17 protein-coding genes are annotated in these 18786 nt (G+C 57.5%); 7 read left to right on the forward strand and 10 right to left on the reverse strand.

Features of this window, described 5'->3' with window-relative positions:
- Positions 1 to 34 precede the first annotated feature (34 nt).
- Positions 35 to 376, forward strand: coding sequence for an iron-sulfur cluster insertion protein ErpA (gene erpA / locus ACXAIC_RS02160; protein ID WP_475173135.1), 342 nt, complete (start codon positions 35 to 37; stop codon positions 374 to 376).
- Positions 377 to 437: 61 nt separating this feature from the next.
- Entirely contained in the window at positions 438 to 1220 is a 783-nt protein-coding gene (xth, locus tag ACXAIC_RS02165) for an exodeoxyribonuclease III (RefSeq protein ID WP_475173137.1), read from the forward strand.
- A gap of 754 nt (positions 1221 to 1974) precedes the next feature.
- Here the strand turns inward: xth and ACXAIC_RS02170 are convergent.
- Complete coding sequence (locus ACXAIC_RS02170; RefSeq protein ID WP_475173138.1) at positions 1975 to 2841, reverse strand: tetratricopeptide repeat protein; 867 nt, start codon at positions 2839 to 2841, stop codon at positions 1975 to 1977.
- 587 nt (positions 2842 to 3428) lie between these two features.
- Here ACXAIC_RS02170 and parE point away from each other — a divergent pair.
- From parE to ACXAIC_RS02185, 3 genes are all read left to right on the forward strand, one after another.
- Complete coding sequence (gene parE / locus ACXAIC_RS02175; RefSeq protein WP_475173139.1) at positions 3429 to 5474, forward strand: DNA topoisomerase IV subunit B; 2046 nt, start codon at positions 3429 to 3431, stop codon at positions 5472 to 5474.
- A gap of 510 nt (positions 5475 to 5984) precedes the next feature.
- On the forward strand, positions 5985 to 7424 hold the full coding sequence (locus ACXAIC_RS02180) for a DEAD/DEAH box helicase (RefSeq protein WP_475173141.1): 1440 nt from the start codon (positions 5985 to 5987) through the stop codon (positions 7422 to 7424).
- Positions 7425 to 7546: 122 nt separating this feature from the next.
- On the forward strand, positions 7547 to 8608 hold the full coding sequence (locus tag ACXAIC_RS02185) for a GGDEF domain-containing protein (RefSeq protein ID WP_475173143.1): 1062 nt from the start codon (positions 7547 to 7549) through the stop codon (positions 8606 to 8608).
- Positions 8609 to 8737: 129 nt separating this feature from the next.
- Here the strand turns inward: ACXAIC_RS02185 and tenA are convergent, their stop codons facing one another.
- The 8 genes from tenA to ACXAIC_RS02225 all read right to left on the reverse strand — a co-directional run bounded on the left by tenA (position 8738) and on the right by ACXAIC_RS02225 (position 16654).
- Entirely contained in the window at positions 8738 to 9400 is a 663-nt protein-coding gene (gene tenA / locus ACXAIC_RS02190; RefSeq protein WP_475173145.1) for a thiaminase II, read from the reverse strand.
- A gap of 50 nt (positions 9401 to 9450) precedes the next feature.
- The gene (gene sufA / locus ACXAIC_RS02195; protein ID WP_475173147.1) at positions 9451 to 9801 is read right to left on the reverse strand and encodes a Fe-S cluster assembly scaffold SufA; all 351 of its coding nucleotides are present in this window, start codon (positions 9799 to 9801) and stop codon (positions 9451 to 9453) included.
- 101 nt (positions 9802 to 9902) lie between these two features.
- Positions 9903 to 10298, reverse strand: coding sequence for an SUF system Fe-S cluster assembly protein (locus ACXAIC_RS02200; RefSeq protein ID WP_475173150.1), 396 nt, complete (start codon positions 10296 to 10298; stop codon positions 9903 to 9905).
- A 12-nt stretch (positions 10299 to 10310) separates the two neighbouring features.
- Entirely contained in the window at positions 10311 to 11567 is a 1257-nt protein-coding gene (locus ACXAIC_RS02205) for a cysteine desulfurase (protein WP_475173151.1), read from the reverse strand.
- Between the two features lie 183 nt (positions 11568 to 11750).
- Positions 11751 to 13070 (reverse strand): Fe-S cluster assembly protein SufD, encoded by a 1320-nt coding sequence (gene sufD, locus ACXAIC_RS02210; protein ID WP_475173153.1) that lies wholly within the window; start codon positions 13068 to 13070, stop codon positions 11751 to 11753.
- Between the two features lie 14 nt (positions 13071 to 13084).
- The gene (sufC, locus tag ACXAIC_RS02215; protein WP_475173155.1) at positions 13085 to 13840 is read right to left on the reverse strand and encodes a Fe-S cluster assembly ATPase SufC; all 756 of its coding nucleotides are present in this window, start codon (positions 13838 to 13840) and stop codon (positions 13085 to 13087) included.
- A 64-nt stretch (positions 13841 to 13904) separates the two neighbouring features.
- Positions 13905 to 15377, reverse strand: coding sequence for a Fe-S cluster assembly protein SufB (gene sufB / locus ACXAIC_RS02220; RefSeq protein ID WP_475173156.1), 1473 nt, complete (start codon positions 15375 to 15377; stop codon positions 13905 to 13907).
- Between the two features lie 107 nt (positions 15378 to 15484).
- On the reverse strand, positions 15485 to 16654 hold the full coding sequence (locus ACXAIC_RS02225) for a cysteine desulfurase family protein (RefSeq protein WP_475173157.1): 1170 nt from the start codon (positions 16652 to 16654) through the stop codon (positions 15485 to 15487).
- A gap of 299 nt (positions 16655 to 16953) precedes the next feature.
- Here ACXAIC_RS02225 and ACXAIC_RS02230 point away from each other — a divergent pair, with 299 nt between their 5' ends.
- Positions 16954 to 17622, forward strand: coding sequence for an alpha/beta hydrolase (locus tag ACXAIC_RS02230; protein WP_475173160.1), 669 nt, complete (start codon positions 16954 to 16956; stop codon positions 17620 to 17622).
- A gap of 45 nt (positions 17623 to 17667) precedes the next feature.
- Positions 17668 to 18141 carry an N-acetyltransferase family protein gene (locus ACXAIC_RS02235; RefSeq protein ID WP_475173161.1) on the forward strand — a complete coding sequence of 158 codons (474 nt, stop codon included), beginning with the start codon at positions 17668 to 17670 and terminating at the stop codon, positions 18139 to 18141.
- On the opposite strand, the gene ACXAIC_RS02240 is transcribed toward ACXAIC_RS02235, so the two are convergent.
- Complete coding sequence (locus ACXAIC_RS02240) at positions 18134 to 18700, reverse strand: DUF2155 domain-containing protein (protein ID WP_475173162.1); 567 nt, start codon at positions 18698 to 18700, stop codon at positions 18134 to 18136. The two genes, ACXAIC_RS02235 and ACXAIC_RS02240, sit on opposite strands and share 8 nt — an antisense overlap.
- Positions 18701 to 18786 lie beyond the last annotated feature (86 nt).

Here is an 18786-nt window from a genome sequence, read left to right on the forward strand (position 1 = left end):
TGCGGACAGCAAGAGCCTAGCGAGTCGGTAAACCATGACCGAAACACTTGAAAATCGAGTAACAGTCAGCGAGCGCGCTGCCAAGCGCATTGCCCGGATATTGTCGAAAGAACCGGCCGGCAGCATGCTGCGGGTCAGTGTGGAAGGCGGCGGCTGCTCCGGGCTGCAGTATAAATATGACGTTGTTGCCACCACGGAAGACGACGATCTCGTGATCGAAAACCCCGGCGCCACCGTGCTGATCGATGCCGTCTCCCTGCAATATATGGGCGGATCCGAGATCGATTTTGTTGACGATCTGATCGGACAATCGTTTCAGATCAATAATCCCAACGCGACCGCCGGCTGCGGCTGCGGGACCAGTTTCACGATTTGACGCCCCAAAACACGGACCTGGCCGGAGCTCCGGCTCTCGCGGTCAAGGAGCTCCCCGGCCAATGAAGATTGCCACCTGGAACATCAATGGCGTGAAGGCACGCATCGACACTGTTCTGGAATGGCTGAAAGAAGCCACCCCAGAGATCGCCTGCCTGCAGGAGATCAAATCGGTTGATGAAAATTTTCCACGCCAGCCCTTTGAGGATCTGGGATATCACGTTGAAACCGTCGGCCAGAAAGGGTTCAACGGTGTGGCCCTCTTCTCCAGACGCCCGCTGGAAAACGTGATGCGCCGTCTTCCCGGGGATGACAGTGACGAGCAGGCCCGCTTCATTGAAGGTTCAGTATCAACCGACAAGGGGCCTGTGCGGCTCGGATGCCTCTATCTGCCCAATGGCAATCCGCTCGGAACCGAGAAATTTCCCTATAAACTTGCCTGGATGGACCGGCTGATATCCCATGCGGAAAAGCGCCTTCAGGAAGAAGGCGCCTATCTGCTTCTCGGCGACTATAATGTGATTCCGGACCCGATTGACGCCAGGACCCCGGAAAACTGGCTGGGAGATGCGCTGTTTCAGCCTGAAAGCCGCCAGAGGTTCCGGGAACTTGTCAATCTTGGCTTCACAGAGGCGGTCCGCGCCTGCACGGATGCAAGCGAAACTTATACATTCTGGGATTATCAGGCAGGCGCCTGGCAGAAGAACAACGGTATCCGGATTGATCACATCCTGATGTCGCCCCAGGCCTGCGACCGTATGACGGGCTGCGGGATCGACAAACATGTCCGGGGCTGGGAAAAGCCCTCTGACCATGTTCCGGTCTGGGTCGACTTGGCGGCTTGACCTTTCGGAGACATCGCGTTTTACATATGGTCCTTTCGCCGTCTGAAGTCTGAGACTTTCAGGCAAAAGACAAAGCGGTTTCAATCCAAATGACCGCAGCGCGCGAAAGAGAGCTTCCCCGCCCTCTCCCGGGGCCGTGCCCCGTTAGGAGAGGCCTGACTAAGGCAAAACTTGCAGCGTTCCGCCTTTCTGGTACTCTTTTGCCATGATGGGATGACCGAACGCCGCTTTCCGTCCGCTCCGGCACCACGCGGACAAACTTTTTTCCCGGTTACAGGCACCGGCGCCGGTCTTTTTGGCCATTGTCTCAGATCCAATCCACTCAAAGGTTTGAGACCAGGCCTTTGTCTCTTACTGTTTCTTGTCGGAAGCGTGGCCAGTGCGCAGTCTGTGTCCTGCACGTGCCGCTACAATGGCGAGGACTACGGTCTCGGAGAGTCAATCTGCCTGAAAAGTCCCGATGGCATGCGTATGGCGACCTGCTCCATGGTGCTCAACAACACATCCTGGACAATGAGCAATGCCCCCTGCCCGTTCTCAGCCCTTGCCCCCGGCCTGCGCCCGGAGCTGACTGCGCCGCCCGGGACGGCCCCCCTCCTTGACCAGCAAGAGGCTCTTCCCAGCAAGCCAGGCTGACACATTGAGCCAGCAGGACGGCAGTGCTTGAGGAGCGGCAGGCGATGACTTGACTTGAAGCGCTAGCGAATCCGCGTCCGGCTGGAAGTCTGCCGGACGGAAGGACGTATGCGGTGCTTTACTGAGCGCCAATCTGCTGAGCGGCAACCATGTCCGGGCGGTTCTGGGCGATCCAGGCATCTGCAAGTTTCCGGGCCCGCTGGCGCACAGCTTCGGACGAGACAGCGAAATACTGCTCATGCAGGGCGTTGATCCAGCCGGCATCCGTGCCACTGGCCTGTTCGCGGGCAACAGTCATCCACATCAGGCCGCGGACCTTTTTCTTGTCCGAAGACCCCGTAGCATAAAGTGTTTCGCCAAGCCGCGCCTGTGCACCCACATGCCCCTTCAGGGCGGCCAGATTGTACCAGCGCACGGCCATGCGGGCATTGCTGTCCTGATAGATCCGGCCCAGCTCATACTGCGCTTCCGCATCTCCGAAATAGGAGGCCGCGTGGGTAAAAATCTGACGGGCCTGATTTTCGCTTTTGGGAACGCTGCCCTCAATCCCGTTCAGATAATAGGTCCCAAGGGCCACAAGGGCGCTGGCTACAAACGGAGCATCGGGCGAGTTCGGACCGTCATCCCCGTGATCGCGGATGATCTGGCTGTAATACTGAAAGGCCTTGAGATCGTCTTCTACAACACCGTCGCCCTTGGCATACATTTCGCCAAGCTTCCACGCCGCCATGGATTGCCCGTTTTCAGCAGCATATTGCAGTGAATTGAGTGCCCCGGCCTTGTCTCCGGAATAATACTGCCGGGCACCAGCACGCAGCGCTTCGCGCGGCGACAGGTCTTCCGGTCCGATCGTATCCAGCTGGGTCGGCTGACCGTCAAAGGCGGCCGTCTGGCTGCCAAGCGTCAGGAATGTCAGGGCGACGAGCACAGCAAACCGGCGCCCCCTGCCGGGCTGCAGCGCCTCAGCATTCAATTGGCCTGTCACAAGATGAGCCAGCGACCGCGCAATATCGCTGAGCCGACCATCTCTAACGGCCCTTATTTTTGTTCGCGCCTCGCGCATTTTTTTTCTCTTCTGACCGCCTGTCTGCCATCCGGCGGTTCTTTTTCCTGCAAGGGCCAAGCTGGCCTATCAATTCGGCTTAAGTTGGACCATTCTGCGTCCAACCACGGCCTTTTGCGGGATTTACGTCCCTGTCTTCAGCAGACTGCACAGTTTGTCCAAGCCGCTTAGCAACCCGAACTTAGCGCAAGGGTTGTCTGCTAAACATGGCTGAACAGCGGCAATTCACCCAATCCTGCGCCTCAGGACCAACTCTGTTGCCGAGTGTTGCCGAATTGGCACATTTCGGCCACCTGCCCTGCCCATTCCCTTTGCATGCCCATTAGATCACAGTCTGGTTGATGATCTGTTTCCCACCGGGAATGAAGGGTCTGCCTGTTGAAAACGGGCGCATTCCGGCAATTTCCTTTGCCGTTCTTCATTTGTCCTTCAAACTTGTCCGTGATTCGGTGTAGGTAACGGCGCTGGACCCTGGCAACCACAGCTTCGAACCTTTCAGGCAATATGGAATGAGCGCAAAAAACGATCTCTTTGCTGGCAATGCGGCGGTCTCGTCTTCTGAACGAGACGAGGCTGTAAAGCCTGCTCCAAAAAAAGCTCCCCCGCCGCCACACGTGCCTGTGCCGGACGACTACTCGGCGGCAGATATTGAGGTTCTTGAAGGGCTCGAGCCGGTCCGGCGGCGTCCGGGCATGTATATTGGCGGCACCGATGAAAAGGCGCTGCATCACCTGTTTGCCGAAGTGATCGACAACTCCATGGACGAGGCGGTCGCCGGACACGCAACATGGATTGATGTGTCGCTTGCCGAGGACGGCTCCCTGGCCATTGTCGACAATGGCCGAGGCATTCCCGTCGATCCGCACCCCAAATTCAAGGACAAGTCCGCGCTGGAAGTGATCATGACCACCCTGCATGCGGGCGGCAAATTCGACAGCAAGGTTTATGAAACCTCCGGAGGCTTGCACGGGGTCGGGGTCTCTGTGGTCAATGCCCTGTCGTCTGAACTTGTTGTTGAAGTGGCGCGCAGCCGCAAACTGTACCGCCAGACCTTCCACAGGGGACACCCGCAAGGCCCGCTTGAGATGGTTGGCGATACCCAGAACCGGCGGGGTACTCTGGTCCGTTTCACGCCGGATGAGCAGATTTTCGGCAAAGGGGCCAAATTTCAGCCCGCCCGGCTACTCAAAATGGCGCGGTCCAAGGCCTATCTGTTCGGCGGCGTCGAGATTAGGTGGCATTGTGCACCGGACCTTCTGTCCGAGAAGGACCCGACCCCGGCGGAGGCTGTGTTCCATTTCCCCGGCGGGCTGAAGGACTTTCTCAGCGAACGGCTTGAAAAGGAACGCCGGGTCGTTGACGAGATTTTCGCAGGCCGCACCGACAAAACCGGCAAGCATGGCTCTGTCGAATGGGCCGTGAACTGGTTTGCCGGCGACGGCTTCGTCAATTCCTACTGCAACACGGTGCCCACCCCGGAGGGCGGCACACACGAGGCCGGGTTCCGCTACGCTCTGATGCGTGGTCTGAAAGCCTATGGGGAACTGACAAACAACAAGAAAGCCAGCATCATCAGCGGTGACGACGTGATGACTTCGGCCGGGGGCATGCTGTCTGTGTTCATCCGGGAGCCGGAATTTGTCGGCCAGACCAAAGACAAGCTCGCCACCAACGAAGCCACCCGGATTACGGAAATGGCCGTGCGCGATGCGTTCGACCATTGGCTCACCGCCTCTCCGAATCAGGCCAACAAGCTGCTGGAATGGGTCATCGACCGGGCTGAGGAGCGTTTGCGCCGTCGGCAAGAAAAGGATGTAGCCCGCAAGACAGCTGTCCGCAAACTGCGCCTGCCCGGCAAGCTAGCCGACTGTTCTGCCAATCAGGCCGACGGCACCGAGCTTTTCATCGTGGAGGGAGATTCCGCTGGCGGCTCCGCCAAACAGGCCCGTAACCGGTCCAACCAGGCCGTACTGCCTCTGCGCGGCAAGATCCTTAACGTTGCCAATGCGGGGCGCGACAAGCTTGTTGCGAACCAGCAACTGGCCGATCTTATTCAGGCTCTAGGCTGCGGCACACGCTCCCAGTACCGGGACAGCGACCTGCGCTACGAAAAAATCGTGATCATGACCGATGCGGACGTGGATGGTGCCCATATTGCCTCCCTCCTGATCACTTTCTTCTACCGGGAGATGCCGGAGCTTATCCGCAGCGGCCATCTCTATCTGGCCGTCCCCCCGCTTTACCGCCTCAGTCAGGGCGGCAAGACCCTCTATGCCCGCGACGATGCCCACAAGGATGAGTTGCTCGAAACGGCCTTCAAGGGAAAATCAAAAGTCGAAATCGGCCGGTTTAAGGGACTCGGTGAGATGCTGCCGGCCCAGCTCAAGGAAACCACCATGGATCCTGCCAAACGATCCATGTTGAAGGTGGATGTGGTGGAAGCCGATATCGGCACGACCAATGACACGGTTGAACGCCTGATGGGCAACAAGCCCGAAGCACGGTTCCGCTTTATTCAGGAAAATGCCGAATTTGCCGACGATCTCGACATCTGAGTCCGGCCAAGGTCGGGGCACAGGGCAATTGTTGCGCCCCTCAAGCGCAGCAGGGTGTCCGGTAAGACAAACGGAATACCTTTTGTTTGCTTGGCGCTGCCAGCAGCAACTTTACGGGATCTGTTTCGGTCAGCATGCCAGGCACCGGGACGCAGTATTCGTGCGCTGGATATGTTTCATTTGGCCGACTGTTTCCGGACTGACACGGTTTCACGGTCCTGAAGCCACGCTTCCATAAGCGATAACCCTGAACCTTTGCGGCAAAATGACCTGTTCTTTAGAGTCGATACTGCTGCGCGCATCGACTTGAAAAGAAAATTTTAGATGGCAATTGAGCGACACTATTAACTGAGTTGGCAAATCATGCCCGCAAATGCTCGATTTTCTTGGTGTTTCGCCACCCAGGCGCATTGACACTGCAGCGCATGACTGTAGTGTGTGCGCACGATGGCACAAACGGTCTCCTAAGTGCCATTTTCCTACAATCACAACATCCGGGCAAAACGCTCCATGTCATTTGATACTCTCGGTCTTAGCGAGAAGGTGCTCGCTGCAGTCGATGCAGCCGGTTATAAGGACCCTACCGCCATTCAGGCTGGCGCGATCCCTCAAGTCCTTGAGCGGCGCGACATTCTCGGCATCGCCCAGACCGGGACAGGAAAGACGGCAAGTTTCACCTTGCCCATGCTGACGCTTCTGGAAAAGGGCCGCGCCCGCGCAAGAATGCCGCGCACGCTTATTCTGGAACCGACACGCGAACTTGCCGCCCAGGTTGAAGAGAACTTCGAAAAATACGGCACCAATCACAAGCTCAATGTTGCGCTTTTGATCGGCGGCGTTTCTTTTGCCGAGCAGGACCGCAAACTGGACCGTGGCACCGACGTTCTGATCGCAACCCCGGGCCGCCTGCTGGATCATTTCGAGCGCGGCAAACTTCTGTTGCAAGGCGTTGAAATCCTTGTGATTGACGAGGCCGACCGGATGCTCGACATGGGCTTCATTCCCGATATTGAACGTATCTGCAAACTGATCCCGTTCACCCGGCAGACCCTGTTCTTCTCGGCCACCATGCCACCGGAAATCCAGCGACTGACCGACTCCTTTCTTCAGAACCCGGCCAAGATTGAGGTGGCTCCCACCTCATCTACATCTGACAATGTTACGCAGCGCCTGAAATCCTCGCCGTCGAAGGAATATGAGAAGCGCGCCGCTTTGAGGGAACTGCTCGAAGAGGCTGAAGACCTGAAAAACGCGATCGTGTTCTGCAACCGCAAGCGCGACGTGTCGACCCTGTTCCGGTCACTGGAACGTCATGAATATAATGTTGGCGCGCTCCACGGTGACATGGACCAGCGCACGCGTATGATGATGCTGGACAATTTCCGTAAAGGAAACATCAAGTTGCTGGTGGCCAGTGATGTCGCCGCCCGGGGCCTCGATATTCCCGAAGTCAGCCACGTGTTTAACTATGATGTGCCGAGCAACGCGGAAGACTATGTTCACCGCATCGGACGCACGGGCCGGGCCGGCCGCAGCGGAGCCGCCTTTACACTGGTGACGGGCGAAGACAAGAAATATCTCGACGCCATTGAAAGCCTGATCAAACAGTCCATTGAATGGCTTGGAGATCCGATGGACTTTGAAGCTGCTGCCAAGGAACGCAAAGCCCGGCGCAAAGGTGGCAAGGCCAGTAGCAAGGCCGCCGCTGAATCCAGCAATGACAACGAGGCTCAAGCAAAGCCCACAGGCCGCCGCCGCAAGCAGCGGGAGCCGGAAGTGGTGACTGAAGCCGAGGCACCTGAAGCGGGTCAGAGTGCGACCGTGTCTCCCCTGCCCCGCAAACCTGCCGGAAAGAAACCTAAGTCCGGCAAGCAGGAACCGGCCTTCAGCGCAGGTGTGCATATCCCTGCTTTCCTTTTGCGGGAGCCACGGCCCAAAAAAGCATCCTAACGTCACTTTTAATGTTGGTTCGGCCTTAAGCTTAACCGGTCCTTAAACCTTCCGGCAGAATTTGGACATAGCTCTTGCGCCCGTGTGGGGCGGATGCGCAGGACTAAGTCGAGAGAACCTTTATGTCGGAAGAAGACGACCACAAGCGGACGATCACTTATGGTGAGTCTGCAATAGATTATATCAAGAAAAACACGCTGCCTGCCTATCCGCGTTCTTATGAGCTCTGGTACACGTATTCTGCCGGATACAATCAGGGCCTGAACAGGGCTGTCAACGAGACAATTCAAAAAGAAGGCCGTATCAACTCGGACGAGATGCTTGATCTCTATGCGCGGTTTCTGTCGCCAACGCGCCTTGGCGACCGGCTTGACGAAGTTGGCACAAAAGTTTCCAGAGAAGTTGAAGATCTGATCGATTCGCTGAAACTCAGCGCGGACGTGACCTCTGATTATGGCGCGGCTCTTGAACAGGCCGGGCGCAAGATCCAGGAGCTCACCGACCCGGAAAAGCTGCAGATCTATGTCACCCATCTGGTCAAGTCGACCCAGAATGCGGTGGTCTCCAACCGGAAGCTGGAAAGCCAGCTGCTTGAATCCAAAAAACATATCGAGACCCTTCAGTCATCCCTCGAAGCGATCCGCTACGAGTCGCTGACAGATGAGCTGACGACCCTCAACAACAGAAAACACTTCGAAGTCTCCATCGAGAAGATCATCGAACACGCCAAAGAAAGCGGACGAAGCTTTGCGCTTCTGATGACGGATATCGATCACTTCAAGCAGTTCAACGATACCTATGGCCACCAGACCGGTGATCAGGTGCTGCGTCTTGTGGCGCTGGCCGTGAAGCAGAATGTCAAAAGCCAGGACGTTGCCTGCCGCTATGGCGGCGAGGAATTCGCGATCCTTCTTCCGCAGTCCGAACTGGACCATGCTGCGGAGATTGGCGAGAGCATCCGGGCCGCCGTTCAATCCAAGGAGCTCGTCAAACGTTCCACTGGCGAGAACCTGGGCCGGGTGACCATTTCGGTCGGCATCGCCATCTTTGATGCGATGGATACAGCGCATTCGATTGTGGCCCGGGCCGATGAAGCCCTCTATGCGGCCAAAAATGCGGGCCGGAACATGGTGAAGACAGAACACGATCTGAGCGCGCACAAATTCGCTGGTTTTGGTGCCTGAGCCTGAAGATGCCGACAGGCTCGAGAGATCGAGCGCACATCACGTTTCATCGGAGGGTGCCAAATCCAAATGAACGTGACACGCATGAAACTGGCGGTCAGATCAGGGCCTTCCCTGATCTGACGCTGATCAAGATGATGTGTTGAGCCCCATCTGCCAGAAGTCACTTTCCAGACGGCACGCTTTTTCGAAAGTCGACAGGGTCCGGGGATAACGGCCTTCGGTCAAACTCGTTTGGGCGGTCGCCTCAAACCAGTCTTCGAATCCCTTGGCCAGAGCCTGATAGTCGGCGCCAGCATATTCTGCGATCCAACGGTGATAGGGATTGTCGGGGTGGCTGCAGCCGCTCTCGTGAAGACGTTTCCCAATCTCCGCATACCCCATCACACAGGGGGCCAGGGCTGCCTGCAGGTCCAGCAGATCGCCGGCCATGCCTGCATCCAGAACAAAGCGCGTATACGCCATTGTGGGCGTGTCTTCAGGCGCTTTTTCAATGTCGTCCCGTTGCATGCCCCAACCGGCGCAAAGCTCCAGATGCAGCTCCAGCTCTACATCCAAAATCGCCTTCACCCCTTCCAGGGACTGGCGCATATCGTCCACGCTATGGCTTTTATAGACCCCAAGCGCATAAGCGCGCGCAAACTGGATCAGGAAGAGATAGTCCTGTACCATATAGTGTCTGAAGCACTCCAGAGGCAGGGTTCCGTTGCCAAGCTGCTGCACAAAGGCATGATCGGTGTAATCCGCCCATTGCCGGACGGCGTCGGTCTTCAGACGCTCAAACAGTCTCATGAAAGTCTCTTATCAGAAAAGCCAGGCCGGTCCGGCCCTGTTTCCCCGGCTCAACGGGCCAGAGTGGTCATGTCGGCGGCCTGTAGCGACACCGATTCGCCGCACCCGCAGGCCGACACTTCATTCGGGTTCTTGAACACAAAGCCTGCGCGGAACTTGGTCACTTCGAAGTCCATTTCCGTACCGAGCAGAAACAGAACGGCAGACGGATCGACAAACAGACGGGCGCCCTTGTCTTCGATCTGATCATCCCCGGGCTTGGCCTCTTCCACCAGTTCCATGGTGTATTCCATACCGGCACAGCCGCCCTTCTTGATCCCGACCCGCAGGCCGACAACCTCCTTGTCGGAGGTTTCGACAAGTTCCTTCACCCGGTCAGCGGCGGCGTCAGTCAGGCTCATGACCTTGAATTTTCCGGCGGCAGCCATTGTGTCCTCATTCTTCCTTGAAAGGAGCAGGTCTTCATATGGGAAGCCAGCTTAGCGAAAAAAAGGGCCTGACTTCAATACCAGTTGAGCGCGACCTTGGCTTCGTCCGACATCCGGTCGGGTGTCCAGGGGGGATCGAAGACCATGTCCACATTCACGGGACCTACCCCTGGCACTGAAGACACCGCATTTTCCACCCAGCCAGGCATTTCCCCAGCGACCGGACAGCCCGGAGCCGTGAGGGTCATATCGATATTGATCGACCGGTCATCTTCGATATCAACCTTGTAGATCAGGCCCAGCTCGTAAATATCGCAAGGAATTTCCGGGTCGTAGACCGTCTTCAAGGCCCCGACAATGTCCGTGGTCAAGCGGTCAAGCTCTTCCATCGGAATGGCGCTGTTGCTTGTCACGTCCGCCTGAAGTTCTTCGCCATTTGCGGCTGTGTCTAGGGTCGTTGCATCTTCCATACTGGCTCGTCCTTACCCGAAAAAGCTCTGAGCCTTGAGCAGGGATTCATACAAGGCATCCACTTCGGCCCGCGTGTTATAGAGGCCAAAGCTTGCCCGACATGTAGAGGTTACACCATATCTTGCCAAGAGCGGCTGGGCACAATGGGTCCCGGCTCTGACCGCCACCCCAGCCCGGTCAATGATGGTTGCCACATCGTGGGCATGGGCACCGGCCATTTCAAAGGAAATGATCGCACCTTTGCCCGGCGCCTCGCCAAAAATGCGCAAAGAATTGATTTCCTTGAGCCGCTGATGGGCATAGTCCTTCAGATCAGCTTCGTGGCGGGCGATGTTTTCCCGGCCAAGCGTGTCCATATAGTCCAGTGCTGCGCCCAGACCGATGGCCTGAACAATCGGCGGCGTCCCGGCTTCAAACCGGTGCGGCGGATCGTTATAGGTCACCTTGTCCTCGGTGACGTCGAGGATCATTTCTCCGCCGCCGTTGAACGGACGCAACGCCTTCAGGCGCTCAGATTTGCCCCACAAAACACCAATGCCGGACGGTCCGTAAACCTTGTGGCCGGTAAAGACATAATAATCGCAGTCAATGTCCTGAACGTCGACCGGCATATGAACCGCAGCCTGGCTGCCATCCACAAGCACGGGAATACCCCGTTCATGGGCAATCCGGCAGATGTCCTTGACCGGCACCACCGTGCCCAGAACATTGGACATCTGGGTCACCGCAACCAGTTTGGTGCGCTCACTCAACGCATCGCAAAAGGCGTCCAGGTCAAAAGAACCGTCTTCGCGGACATAGACCCATTTCAGGGCCGCCCCATGGCGCTCCCGGTGGAAGTGCCAAGGAACGATATTGGAATGGTGCTCCATGATCGACAGAACGATCTCATCGCCCGGCCCGAAATACTCCGGTCCCAGGCCATAGGAAACCAGATTGATTGCTTCGGTCGTGGAGCGGGTGAACACCACCTCCTCCACGGAGCCGGCATTCAGGAACGCGCGCACCTTGTCCCGCGCCGCCTCGTAATTGTCCGTGGCCGTGTTGGAGAGGAAATGCAGGCCGCGGTGCACATTGGCATATTCTTCCGAATAGGCCTTGGACACAGCATCTATTACCGCTGCCGGTTTCTGGGCCGACGCGCCATTGTCGAGATAGACCAATGGTTTGCCATAAACCTCGCGGGAGAGGATCGGGAAGTCCCTGCGGACGGCCTCAACATCATATCCCGTGGCCTCATCGGCCCTGTGTGCGGTCGCGACCGTCATGCGGCGCTGCTCCTTGTTCTCACAATGCCAGACGCGGTCTGGAGCTGAAAAAGCAGCCCAGCCATTCCGGTTGAAGTTCGGTCCCTCCAGAGCATTTCCCTGTCACAAGGGACAATGAAATGCTCCGAAGTGTCTTGGTACACGCCCAAGCTCAAAAGTCGGCGGCTCCTTGCCGGACTTGCTTTAGTGGCTGGCAAGCCAGTTACGCACCCGGTTTTCCAGAACGCCGGTCACGTCGTCTTCCTCATATTCTTCAATAGCTTCGGACAGAAATGCAAGCACCAGCAGCGTTCTGGCTTCGGCTTCCGGAATACCCCTGGCCTGCAAATAGAACAGAAGATCCTCATCAATCTGACCGCTGGTTGCCCCATGGGCGCAAATGACGTCGTCCGCGAAGATTTCCAGTTCCGGCTTGTTCGCCATTTCCGCGTCTTCAGACAGCAGCAAGGCCTGGGTCATCATCTCGCCATCGGTCTTCTGAGCATGCTGGGCCACGTTGATGCGGCCTTGATAAACACCCTTGGCCCTGCCGTCGAGAACAGACTTGAAGAACTCGCGGCTGTTGCAATGAGGAACCGCATGATCAACGATCAAGGTCTGGTCCGCCAGATCGTCTCCGCCAGCCATGGTGACCCCATAGATTTTGGCTTCCGAATGCTCGCCGGTAAACTCCACGAACTGCTGATTGCGCACAAAACGCGGCCCGGCCAGGAAGCCAAGGGTCTTCAGCTCCGCTTCCGCGCCCAGCGATGCGATCGTCGTGATGAGGTGTGCGGCCTCGCAGACACCAACGACCAGACGTGTGCTGGCCAGGAACGCCTTGTCGGCGACCTCATATTCAAAGACCGCGTTGCGTTCGCCAGAACCAGTTTGCCCAATGAATGTTTCCAGAAGACGCAGCTTGGCCCCCTGTGCCACGCTCACCTTGATGCGAGTGACCTGCGCGCCTTCAGACGTCGCCACATGCACCAGTTCCACAGGTTTGGAAATATCGGCCCCGTCTGCAACTGAAATGACCACCCCACCTTGAACAAAGGCGGTGTTCAGCGTCAGAACGCCATCGCCTGCGGCCGATTTCGGCTCGCTCAGGAGCTGCGCGCCCTCCTCTCCGGCAAGGGCGTCTGCAAGGCATGTCACAGTAACCTTTTCAGCGGCAAGGCCCACGTGATCGGAAAGCTCCGGCTGATACGTGCCATTGGCAATCACAATCCGGTACCGCTCCAGATCACCGTAAGCGTCTTCACCGGCCAGCAGCTTTTCCGCGGAGGCCTTGTCCGCAGGACCTGCCAGCGGCGATGCCGTTTTCAGAAAGGCGCGCAGGTCGGAATATTTATATTCCTCGACCCGGCGGTGCGGCAGCCCCTTGTCCCGGATCCGGCTGATCGCCCCTTCCCTCAAGGCGCTGACGGCAACAGACCCGGCCAGGGCGGTCCTGGCAGTCTCAAACCGGTCAAACAGCTCGCTTTCGGCCTGGGTATGTTTGATGGGCAGAGTTGCGTTCATGTCGCGTTGCTCCCTCAGGCGGCCGTTTCGATGTAGTCGGCATATCCGTTTTTCTCCAGCTCAAGCGCCAGATCCTTGTCACCGGTCTTGACGATCCGGCCCTTGGACAGGACATGCACCACATCCGGCACGATGTGATCAAGAAGACGCTGATAGTGAGTGATCACTACCATTGCGCGCTCCGGAGACCGCAGCTTGTTAACCCCGTCGGAGACGATCCGCAGCGCGTCGATATCAAGTCCGGAATCGGTTTCATCGAGCACACAGAGCGTCGGCTCCAGCAAAGACATCTGCAGGATTTCGGCGCGCTTTTTTTCACCGCCGGAAAAGCCCACATTGAGCGGCCGTTTCAGCATGTCCATGGACACGTTTAAGTGGCTGGCGGCTTCCTTGACCCGCTTCATGAAATCCGGGATCGACAGCGTGTCTTCCCCGCGCGCCTTGCGCTGCGCATTCATGGCGGTTTTCAGGAATTCCATGGTGGCAACACCCGGAATTTCAATCGGATACTGGAAGGCCAGGAACATGCCGGCGGCGGCACGTTCATCCGGTTCCATCTCCAGCATATTCTCGCCGTTGAACAGAATTTCGCCCTCGGTCACCTCGTAGTCGTCCTTGCCGGCGAGAATGTAGGACAGGGTCGATTTTCCGGAACCGTTCGGGCCCATGATCGCATGGACCTCACCCGGTTTCACGGTCAGATCGATGCCGCGCAGGATTTCGGTTTCGTCTTCCGCGATGCGGGCGTGAAGGTTTTTGATCTCAAGCATGAGACTATCCTTGCTTCTGTAGCGGGCGTGTCGCCCAAGTCATTTTCGTCTAGCAGGCCGGCAATCAGCCCACGGATCCTTCCAGGCTGATCGAGATCAGCTTTTGTGCCTCAACCGCAAATTCCATCGGCAGCTGCTGAATTACGTCCTTCACGAAGCCGTTGACGATCAGCGCAACCGCTTCTTCCTCAGAAAGACCCCGCGCCAGGCAATAGAACATCTGATCGTCCGAGATCTTCGAGGTGGTCGCCTCGTGCTCGAACTGCGCCGATGCATTCTTGCTTTCGATATAGGGCACCGTATGGGCGCCGCAGTCCTGACCGATCAGGAGCGAGTCGCACTGGGTGAAATTGCGCGCATTCGAGGCCTTGCGATGGGCGGAGACCAGTCCGCGATAGGTGTTCTGGGATTTACCTGCGGAAATGCCCTTGGAAATGATCCGGCTGGAGGAGTTTTTGCCCAGATGGATCATCTTGGTGCCGCTGTCGATCTGCTGATAGCCGTTCGACACCGCGATGGAGTAGAACTCGCCCCGGGAATTTTCACCGCGCAGGATGCAGGACGGGTATTTCCAGGTGATTGCTGACCCGGTCTCAACCTGAGTCCAGGAAATTTTGGAATTCTTGCCGCGGCAGTCGCCGCGCTTGGTGACGAAATTATAGATCCCGCCTTTGCCGTCCTTGTCGCCCGGGAACCAGTTCTGGACCGTGGAATATTTGATTTCCGCGTCATCCAGAGCCACCAATTCCACGACGGCCGCATGCAGCTGGTTTTCATCGCGCTGAGGTGCCGTGCACCCCTCCAGATAGGACACATATGCGCCCTTGTCAGCAATGATCAGAGTGCGCTCAAACTGGCCTGTGTTCTGCTCATTGATGCGGAAATAGGTCGACAGTTCCATCGGGCAGCGCACACCTTCCGGCACATAGACGAAGGAGCCGTCGGAGAAGACCGCCGAATTCAGGGTGGCGTAGTAATTGTCCGTCACCGGAACAACCGAACCGAGATATTTTTTCACCAGATCCGGATACTCGCGCAGAGCTTCGGAAATGGAGCAAAAAATTACGCCGGCTTTTTTCAATTCTTCCTTGAAGGTGGTGACGACGGACACTGAATCGAACACCGCATCCACGGCCACCCGGTTTTTGGGCTCTACGCCCGCCAGGATTTCCTGTTCGGCAAGCGGAATGCCGAGCTTTTCATAGGTCGCCAGAAGCTCCGGATCGACCTCGTCCAAGCTCTTCGGCCCTTCAACGGATTTCGGCGCCGCCCAGTAATATAAGTCGTCAAAATCGATCTTCGGATAGGAGACACGCGCCCAATCCGGCTCATCCATCTGCTGGAACCGGCGCAAGGCGTCGAGGCGCCATTCGGTCATCCATTCCGGCTCGTTCTTCTTGGCCGACAGAAAACGAATGGTCTCTTCAGAGAGACCCTTGGCCCCTTTTTCCGACTCAATGTCGGTGACGAAGCCGTATTTATACTGGTCGACATCGATAGCTTTCACCTGATCGATGGTTTCCTGTACAGCTGGCATCCCTTGCCTCCATTAGACGGGCCTGCGGCCCGCTCCTTGACGATTGCTGCACAGGACAGTTCCTGTCCTGTGCGATTTTCTGGCGGTTTCCCGCCGGTTTTCTTCCCTTAAGCAGCCCTGTGCCGGGCGCCCGGGTTGAGCCGGTCCACAATGGCCGGCCAGAGTTCAAGCACCGCGCTGATATCCGCCTGGGTAGTGTTCCAGCCCATGCTCACCCGCAATGCACAGCGCGCCACGTCTTCATCCACTCCCATGGCGGTCAGCACGTGGGAGACGGACACTTTGCCGGACGAGCAGGCGGATCCGGACGAAACGGATACGCGCTCGAGATCAAAAGCGATCAATGCGGTTTCTGCGGAAATACCGGGCACGGCGAAACAGCTTGTATTTGCAAGGCGGTCAGTGCCCTCGCCGAAGATGACGGTCGAGGGGCAAATGGTCCGAAGGCCTGTTTCGAGCTGGGTCTTCAATGCACTCACATGGCCCATGCCGCGCGTTTCTTCAAGGGCCTCCAGGGCCGCGACACCGAAGCCGCTGATCGCAGCCACATTTTCCGTCCCGCCCCGGCGCCAGTTTTCCTGACCTCCGCCAACCATCAGCGGCGACGGCACCCGAGCGGTGGAGCGGAAAACCACAGCGCCGATCCCCTGAGGCCCGCCGAACTTGTGCGCGGACAAGGTCACCGCATCGGCTTGCCAGCTGTCCAGATCTACCGGTATCCGCCCGGCTGCCTGCACCGCATCCACATGAAAAAAATGGCCATGGGCCTGCGCGATCCGGCCAATGTCGCCAAGCGGCTGGATGACGCCGGTCTCATTGTTCGCGGCCATGACCGAAACAAGGCTCGGTCCGGCCTGAGACACAGCTTCTTCGAACCGGTCCAGCTTGAGACGGCCGTTCGAATCAACCTCCAGCACCACCTGATCCGAGACAGCGAACCGGCCGCCGGCCGCAACAGAGGGATGTTCGACCGCGCTGCGGAACAGCTTGTCAAGATAGACCGGAGCGCCCTGGTCCTGCCAGGACGCAGACAAGGCCGTCTGATTTGCCTCCGTTCCGCCGGAGGTAAAAGTCACCGCTCGGGTCTTCGCGCCACACAGACGCGCTACGTCTTCGCGCGCCGTCTCGATCCTGCCCCGGGCGCGGCGGCCATCCGCATGGACCGAAGACGCATTGCCCGTGTCGTTCAACACTTCGATCATACGCTCACGCGCACCGGCCCGCAGAGGCGCTCCGGCATTGTGATCGAGATAGATCGGGTCAGAACGTCGTGGCATGACACTCCAGTCGATGATTTCACAGGTTAAACGCCATCGAAAATTTGCTTAATCGCCAAGCACATGTTCGAAAAACTTGAAATTTTTCTCTGTGATGACGATAACAGCCCCAACCGGTCGAACCGAGTGTTGCCGCCGCAAGGGGGTTATGCAAACTTTCGAACAATTCTAAACAGGGTTCTAGAAACTTGGAGGCTAAGAGTCAAGTTTAGACTTACGGGAAACCACGTAGTTCAGAACCCCACTTCCCGCGCCTTGCCTTTTTCCGGCGCAACAAGACGACAAGGACATAGCGCTTCATGCCTGAGGTGATCTTCAACGGTCCCGCGGGCCGGCTCGAGGGCCGGTTCCATCCCGCCAAAAAACGCAACGCACCGATCGCACTGGTTCTGCATCTGCACCCGCAATTTGGCGGCACGATGAACAATCAGATCGTCTATCAGATGTATTACATGTTCGCCCGGCGCGGTTTTGCGGTTCTTCGGTTCAATTTCCGTGGTGTCGGCCGCTCGCAGGGTGCCTTTGACCACGGTCAGGGTGAATTGTCCGACGCGGCTGCAGCGCTTGACTGGGTCCAGACCGTGCACCCGGACGCGCGGGCATGCTGGATTGGCGGCTTCTCCTTCGGCGCCTGGATCGGCATGCAGCTTCTGATGCGCCGTCCGGAAGTGGAAGGTTTCATCTCAGTCGCCCCTCCTGCAAACCTGCACGACTTCTCTTTCCTGGCGCCCTGCCCCTCTTCCGGCCTGATTATCCACGGCGATCAGGACAAGGTGGTGCCCCAGAAAGACGTTCAGACCCTTGTGGACAAGCTGAAGACCCAAAAGGGCATCGTGATCGATCACGAAACCATTCCGGGCGCCAACCACTTCTTTGAAAACGATATGGATGAACTTCTGGAGCGCTGCGGCACCTATGTGGACGGCCGCCTCGGCCTGACCCCGGAAGACTATGTCGAAATCGACTGATAATTAAGGAAAAAAGCCCGCCGCTCAGGCGGGCTTTTTGTTGCCATGTGTGACACGGTTTTCATCCGCCCTGCCGAAGCAGCCGACCTTGCAGGCGTTCTCCTGCTTTATGACGACCTCAATCCGCAAGACCTGACTGCGTCACCGCAGGCCCGCGAAAACGTTTTCCTGCAAATGCTCCAACACCCAGGACTTACACTGCTGCTTGGGGTGGAGGACAGCAGGCCTGTCGCGTGTCTCACCCTCGTCATTATCCCAAATCTGACGAGAGGCTGCTCTCCTTATGCGCTGATTGAAAATGTCGTCACAGCAGCGGAGAATCGCAACAAGGGCATCGGCAAACGCCTGATGACTGAAGCGATTGAAAGATGCTGGTCCGCAGGCTGTTTCAAGATCATGCTCATGTCCGGCGCCGCAAATACCAAAGCCCATGGCTTTTACGAAAGCCTCGGCTTTACCCGTGGCAAAACAGCCTTTGAATTGCGGCGGCCAGGTTTTCCCGCCCGCAAGATCAATTGAGGTCTTGCGTCGGCTTGCGCAAAGGAATACCCGGACCTTTGGCAACACCGTCATCCGGGCCTGCGAGCGGGTCTTCGTCCTCCGGAACGACCCCTGTTATCGGCGGGCCGGAATAATCCTCCGGCGGCGGAACCTTGGAAGCCAGCTTGCAGCCGGTCAGCCAGATATCGTAGACGGGATGCTCGACAGCATGCAGGCCGGGACTGGCGGCATACATCCAACCGGAAAAAATCCGTCTGACTTCGTTGTTCAAGGTAATTTCATCCACCTGGACAAAGCCTGTTGTCAGCGGCGATTCCGTCTGGGGCCGCGTATGGCAAACCCTCGGCGTGACTTGCAGCGCACCAAATTGAACGGTTTCTCCGATATAAACATCAAACGAAATGATACGGCCGGTGATCTTGTCGAGACCCGAAAAGACGGCCACCGGATTGTCGATCTTTTCCGCCCTGACCGCATCCGTCTGGGCAACAACGGAGACAAGAACCGCACAGGCAGAGAATGCCGCGCTCTTGAGGATCCGCCTTGCTGTCTGCTTTGTCTTCAACACGTGTGCCATTGGAGTTGTGAGTCGCTGATGCTTAAGGTAGTGGCTTTCGTCTGTGTGGCGCTAGCACCGAATTGCGGCCCGGAAAAGACACGGTG

The sequence above is a fragment of the Roseibium sp. AWQ4_254 genome (assembly GCF_056161025.1).

What these genes read in the sequence shown, in the direction of transcription:
- erpA (WP_475173135.1), top strand. Translation starts at nt 35, where the DNA reads ATGACCGAAACACTTGAAAATCGAGTAACAGTCAGCGAGCGCGCTGCC.
- xth (WP_475173137.1), top strand. Translation starts at nt 438, where the DNA reads ATGAAGATTGCCACCTGGAACATCAATGGCGTGAAGGCACGCATCGAC.
- parE (WP_475173139.1), top strand. Translation starts at nt 3,429, where the DNA reads ATGAGCGCAAAAAACGATCTCTTTGCTGGCAATGCGGCGGTCTCGTCT.
- ACXAIC_RS02180 (WP_475173141.1), top strand. Translation starts at nt 5,985, where the DNA reads ATGTCATTTGATACTCTCGGTCTTAGCGAGAAGGTGCTCGCTGCAGTC.
- ACXAIC_RS02185 (WP_475173143.1), top strand. Translation starts at nt 7,547, where the DNA reads ATGTCGGAAGAAGACGACCACAAGCGGACGATCACTTATGGTGAGTCT.
- tenA (WP_475173145.1), bottom strand. Translation starts at nt 9,400, where the DNA reads ATGAGACTGTTTGAGCGTCTGAAGACCGACGCCGTCCGGCAATGGGCG.
- sufA (WP_475173147.1), bottom strand. Translation starts at nt 9,801, where the DNA reads ATGAGCCTGACTGACGCCGCCGCTGACCGGGTGAAGGAACTTGTCGAA.
- ACXAIC_RS02200 (WP_475173150.1), bottom strand. Translation starts at nt 10,298, where the DNA reads ATGGAAGATGCAACGACCCTAGACACAGCCGCAAATGGCGAAGAACTT.
- ACXAIC_RS02205 (WP_475173151.1), bottom strand. Translation starts at nt 11,567, where the DNA reads ATGACGGTCGCGACCGCACACAGGGCCGATGAGGCCACGGGATATGAT.
- sufD (WP_475173153.1), bottom strand. Translation starts at nt 13,070, where the DNA reads ATGAACGCAACTCTGCCCATCAAACATACCCAGGCCGAAAGCGAGCTG.
- sufC (WP_475173155.1), bottom strand. Translation starts at nt 13,840, where the DNA reads ATGCTTGAGATCAAAAACCTTCACGCCCGCATCGCGGAAGACGAAACC.
- sufB (WP_475173156.1), bottom strand. Translation starts at nt 15,377, where the DNA reads ATGCCAGCTGTACAGGAAACCATCGATCAGGTGAAAGCTATCGATGTC.
- ACXAIC_RS02225 (WP_475173157.1), bottom strand. Translation starts at nt 16,654, where the DNA reads ATGCCACGACGTTCTGACCCGATCTATCTCGATCACAATGCCGGAGCG.
- ACXAIC_RS02230 (WP_475173160.1), top strand. Translation starts at nt 16,954, where the DNA reads ATGCCTGAGGTGATCTTCAACGGTCCCGCGGGCCGGCTCGAGGGCCGG.
- ACXAIC_RS02235 (WP_475173161.1), top strand. Translation starts at nt 17,668, where the DNA reads ATGTGTGACACGGTTTTCATCCGCCCTGCCGAAGCAGCCGACCTTGCA.
- ACXAIC_RS02240 (WP_475173162.1), bottom strand. Translation starts at nt 18,700, where the DNA reads ATGGCACACGTGTTGAAGACAAAGCAGACAGCAAGGCGGATCCTCAAG.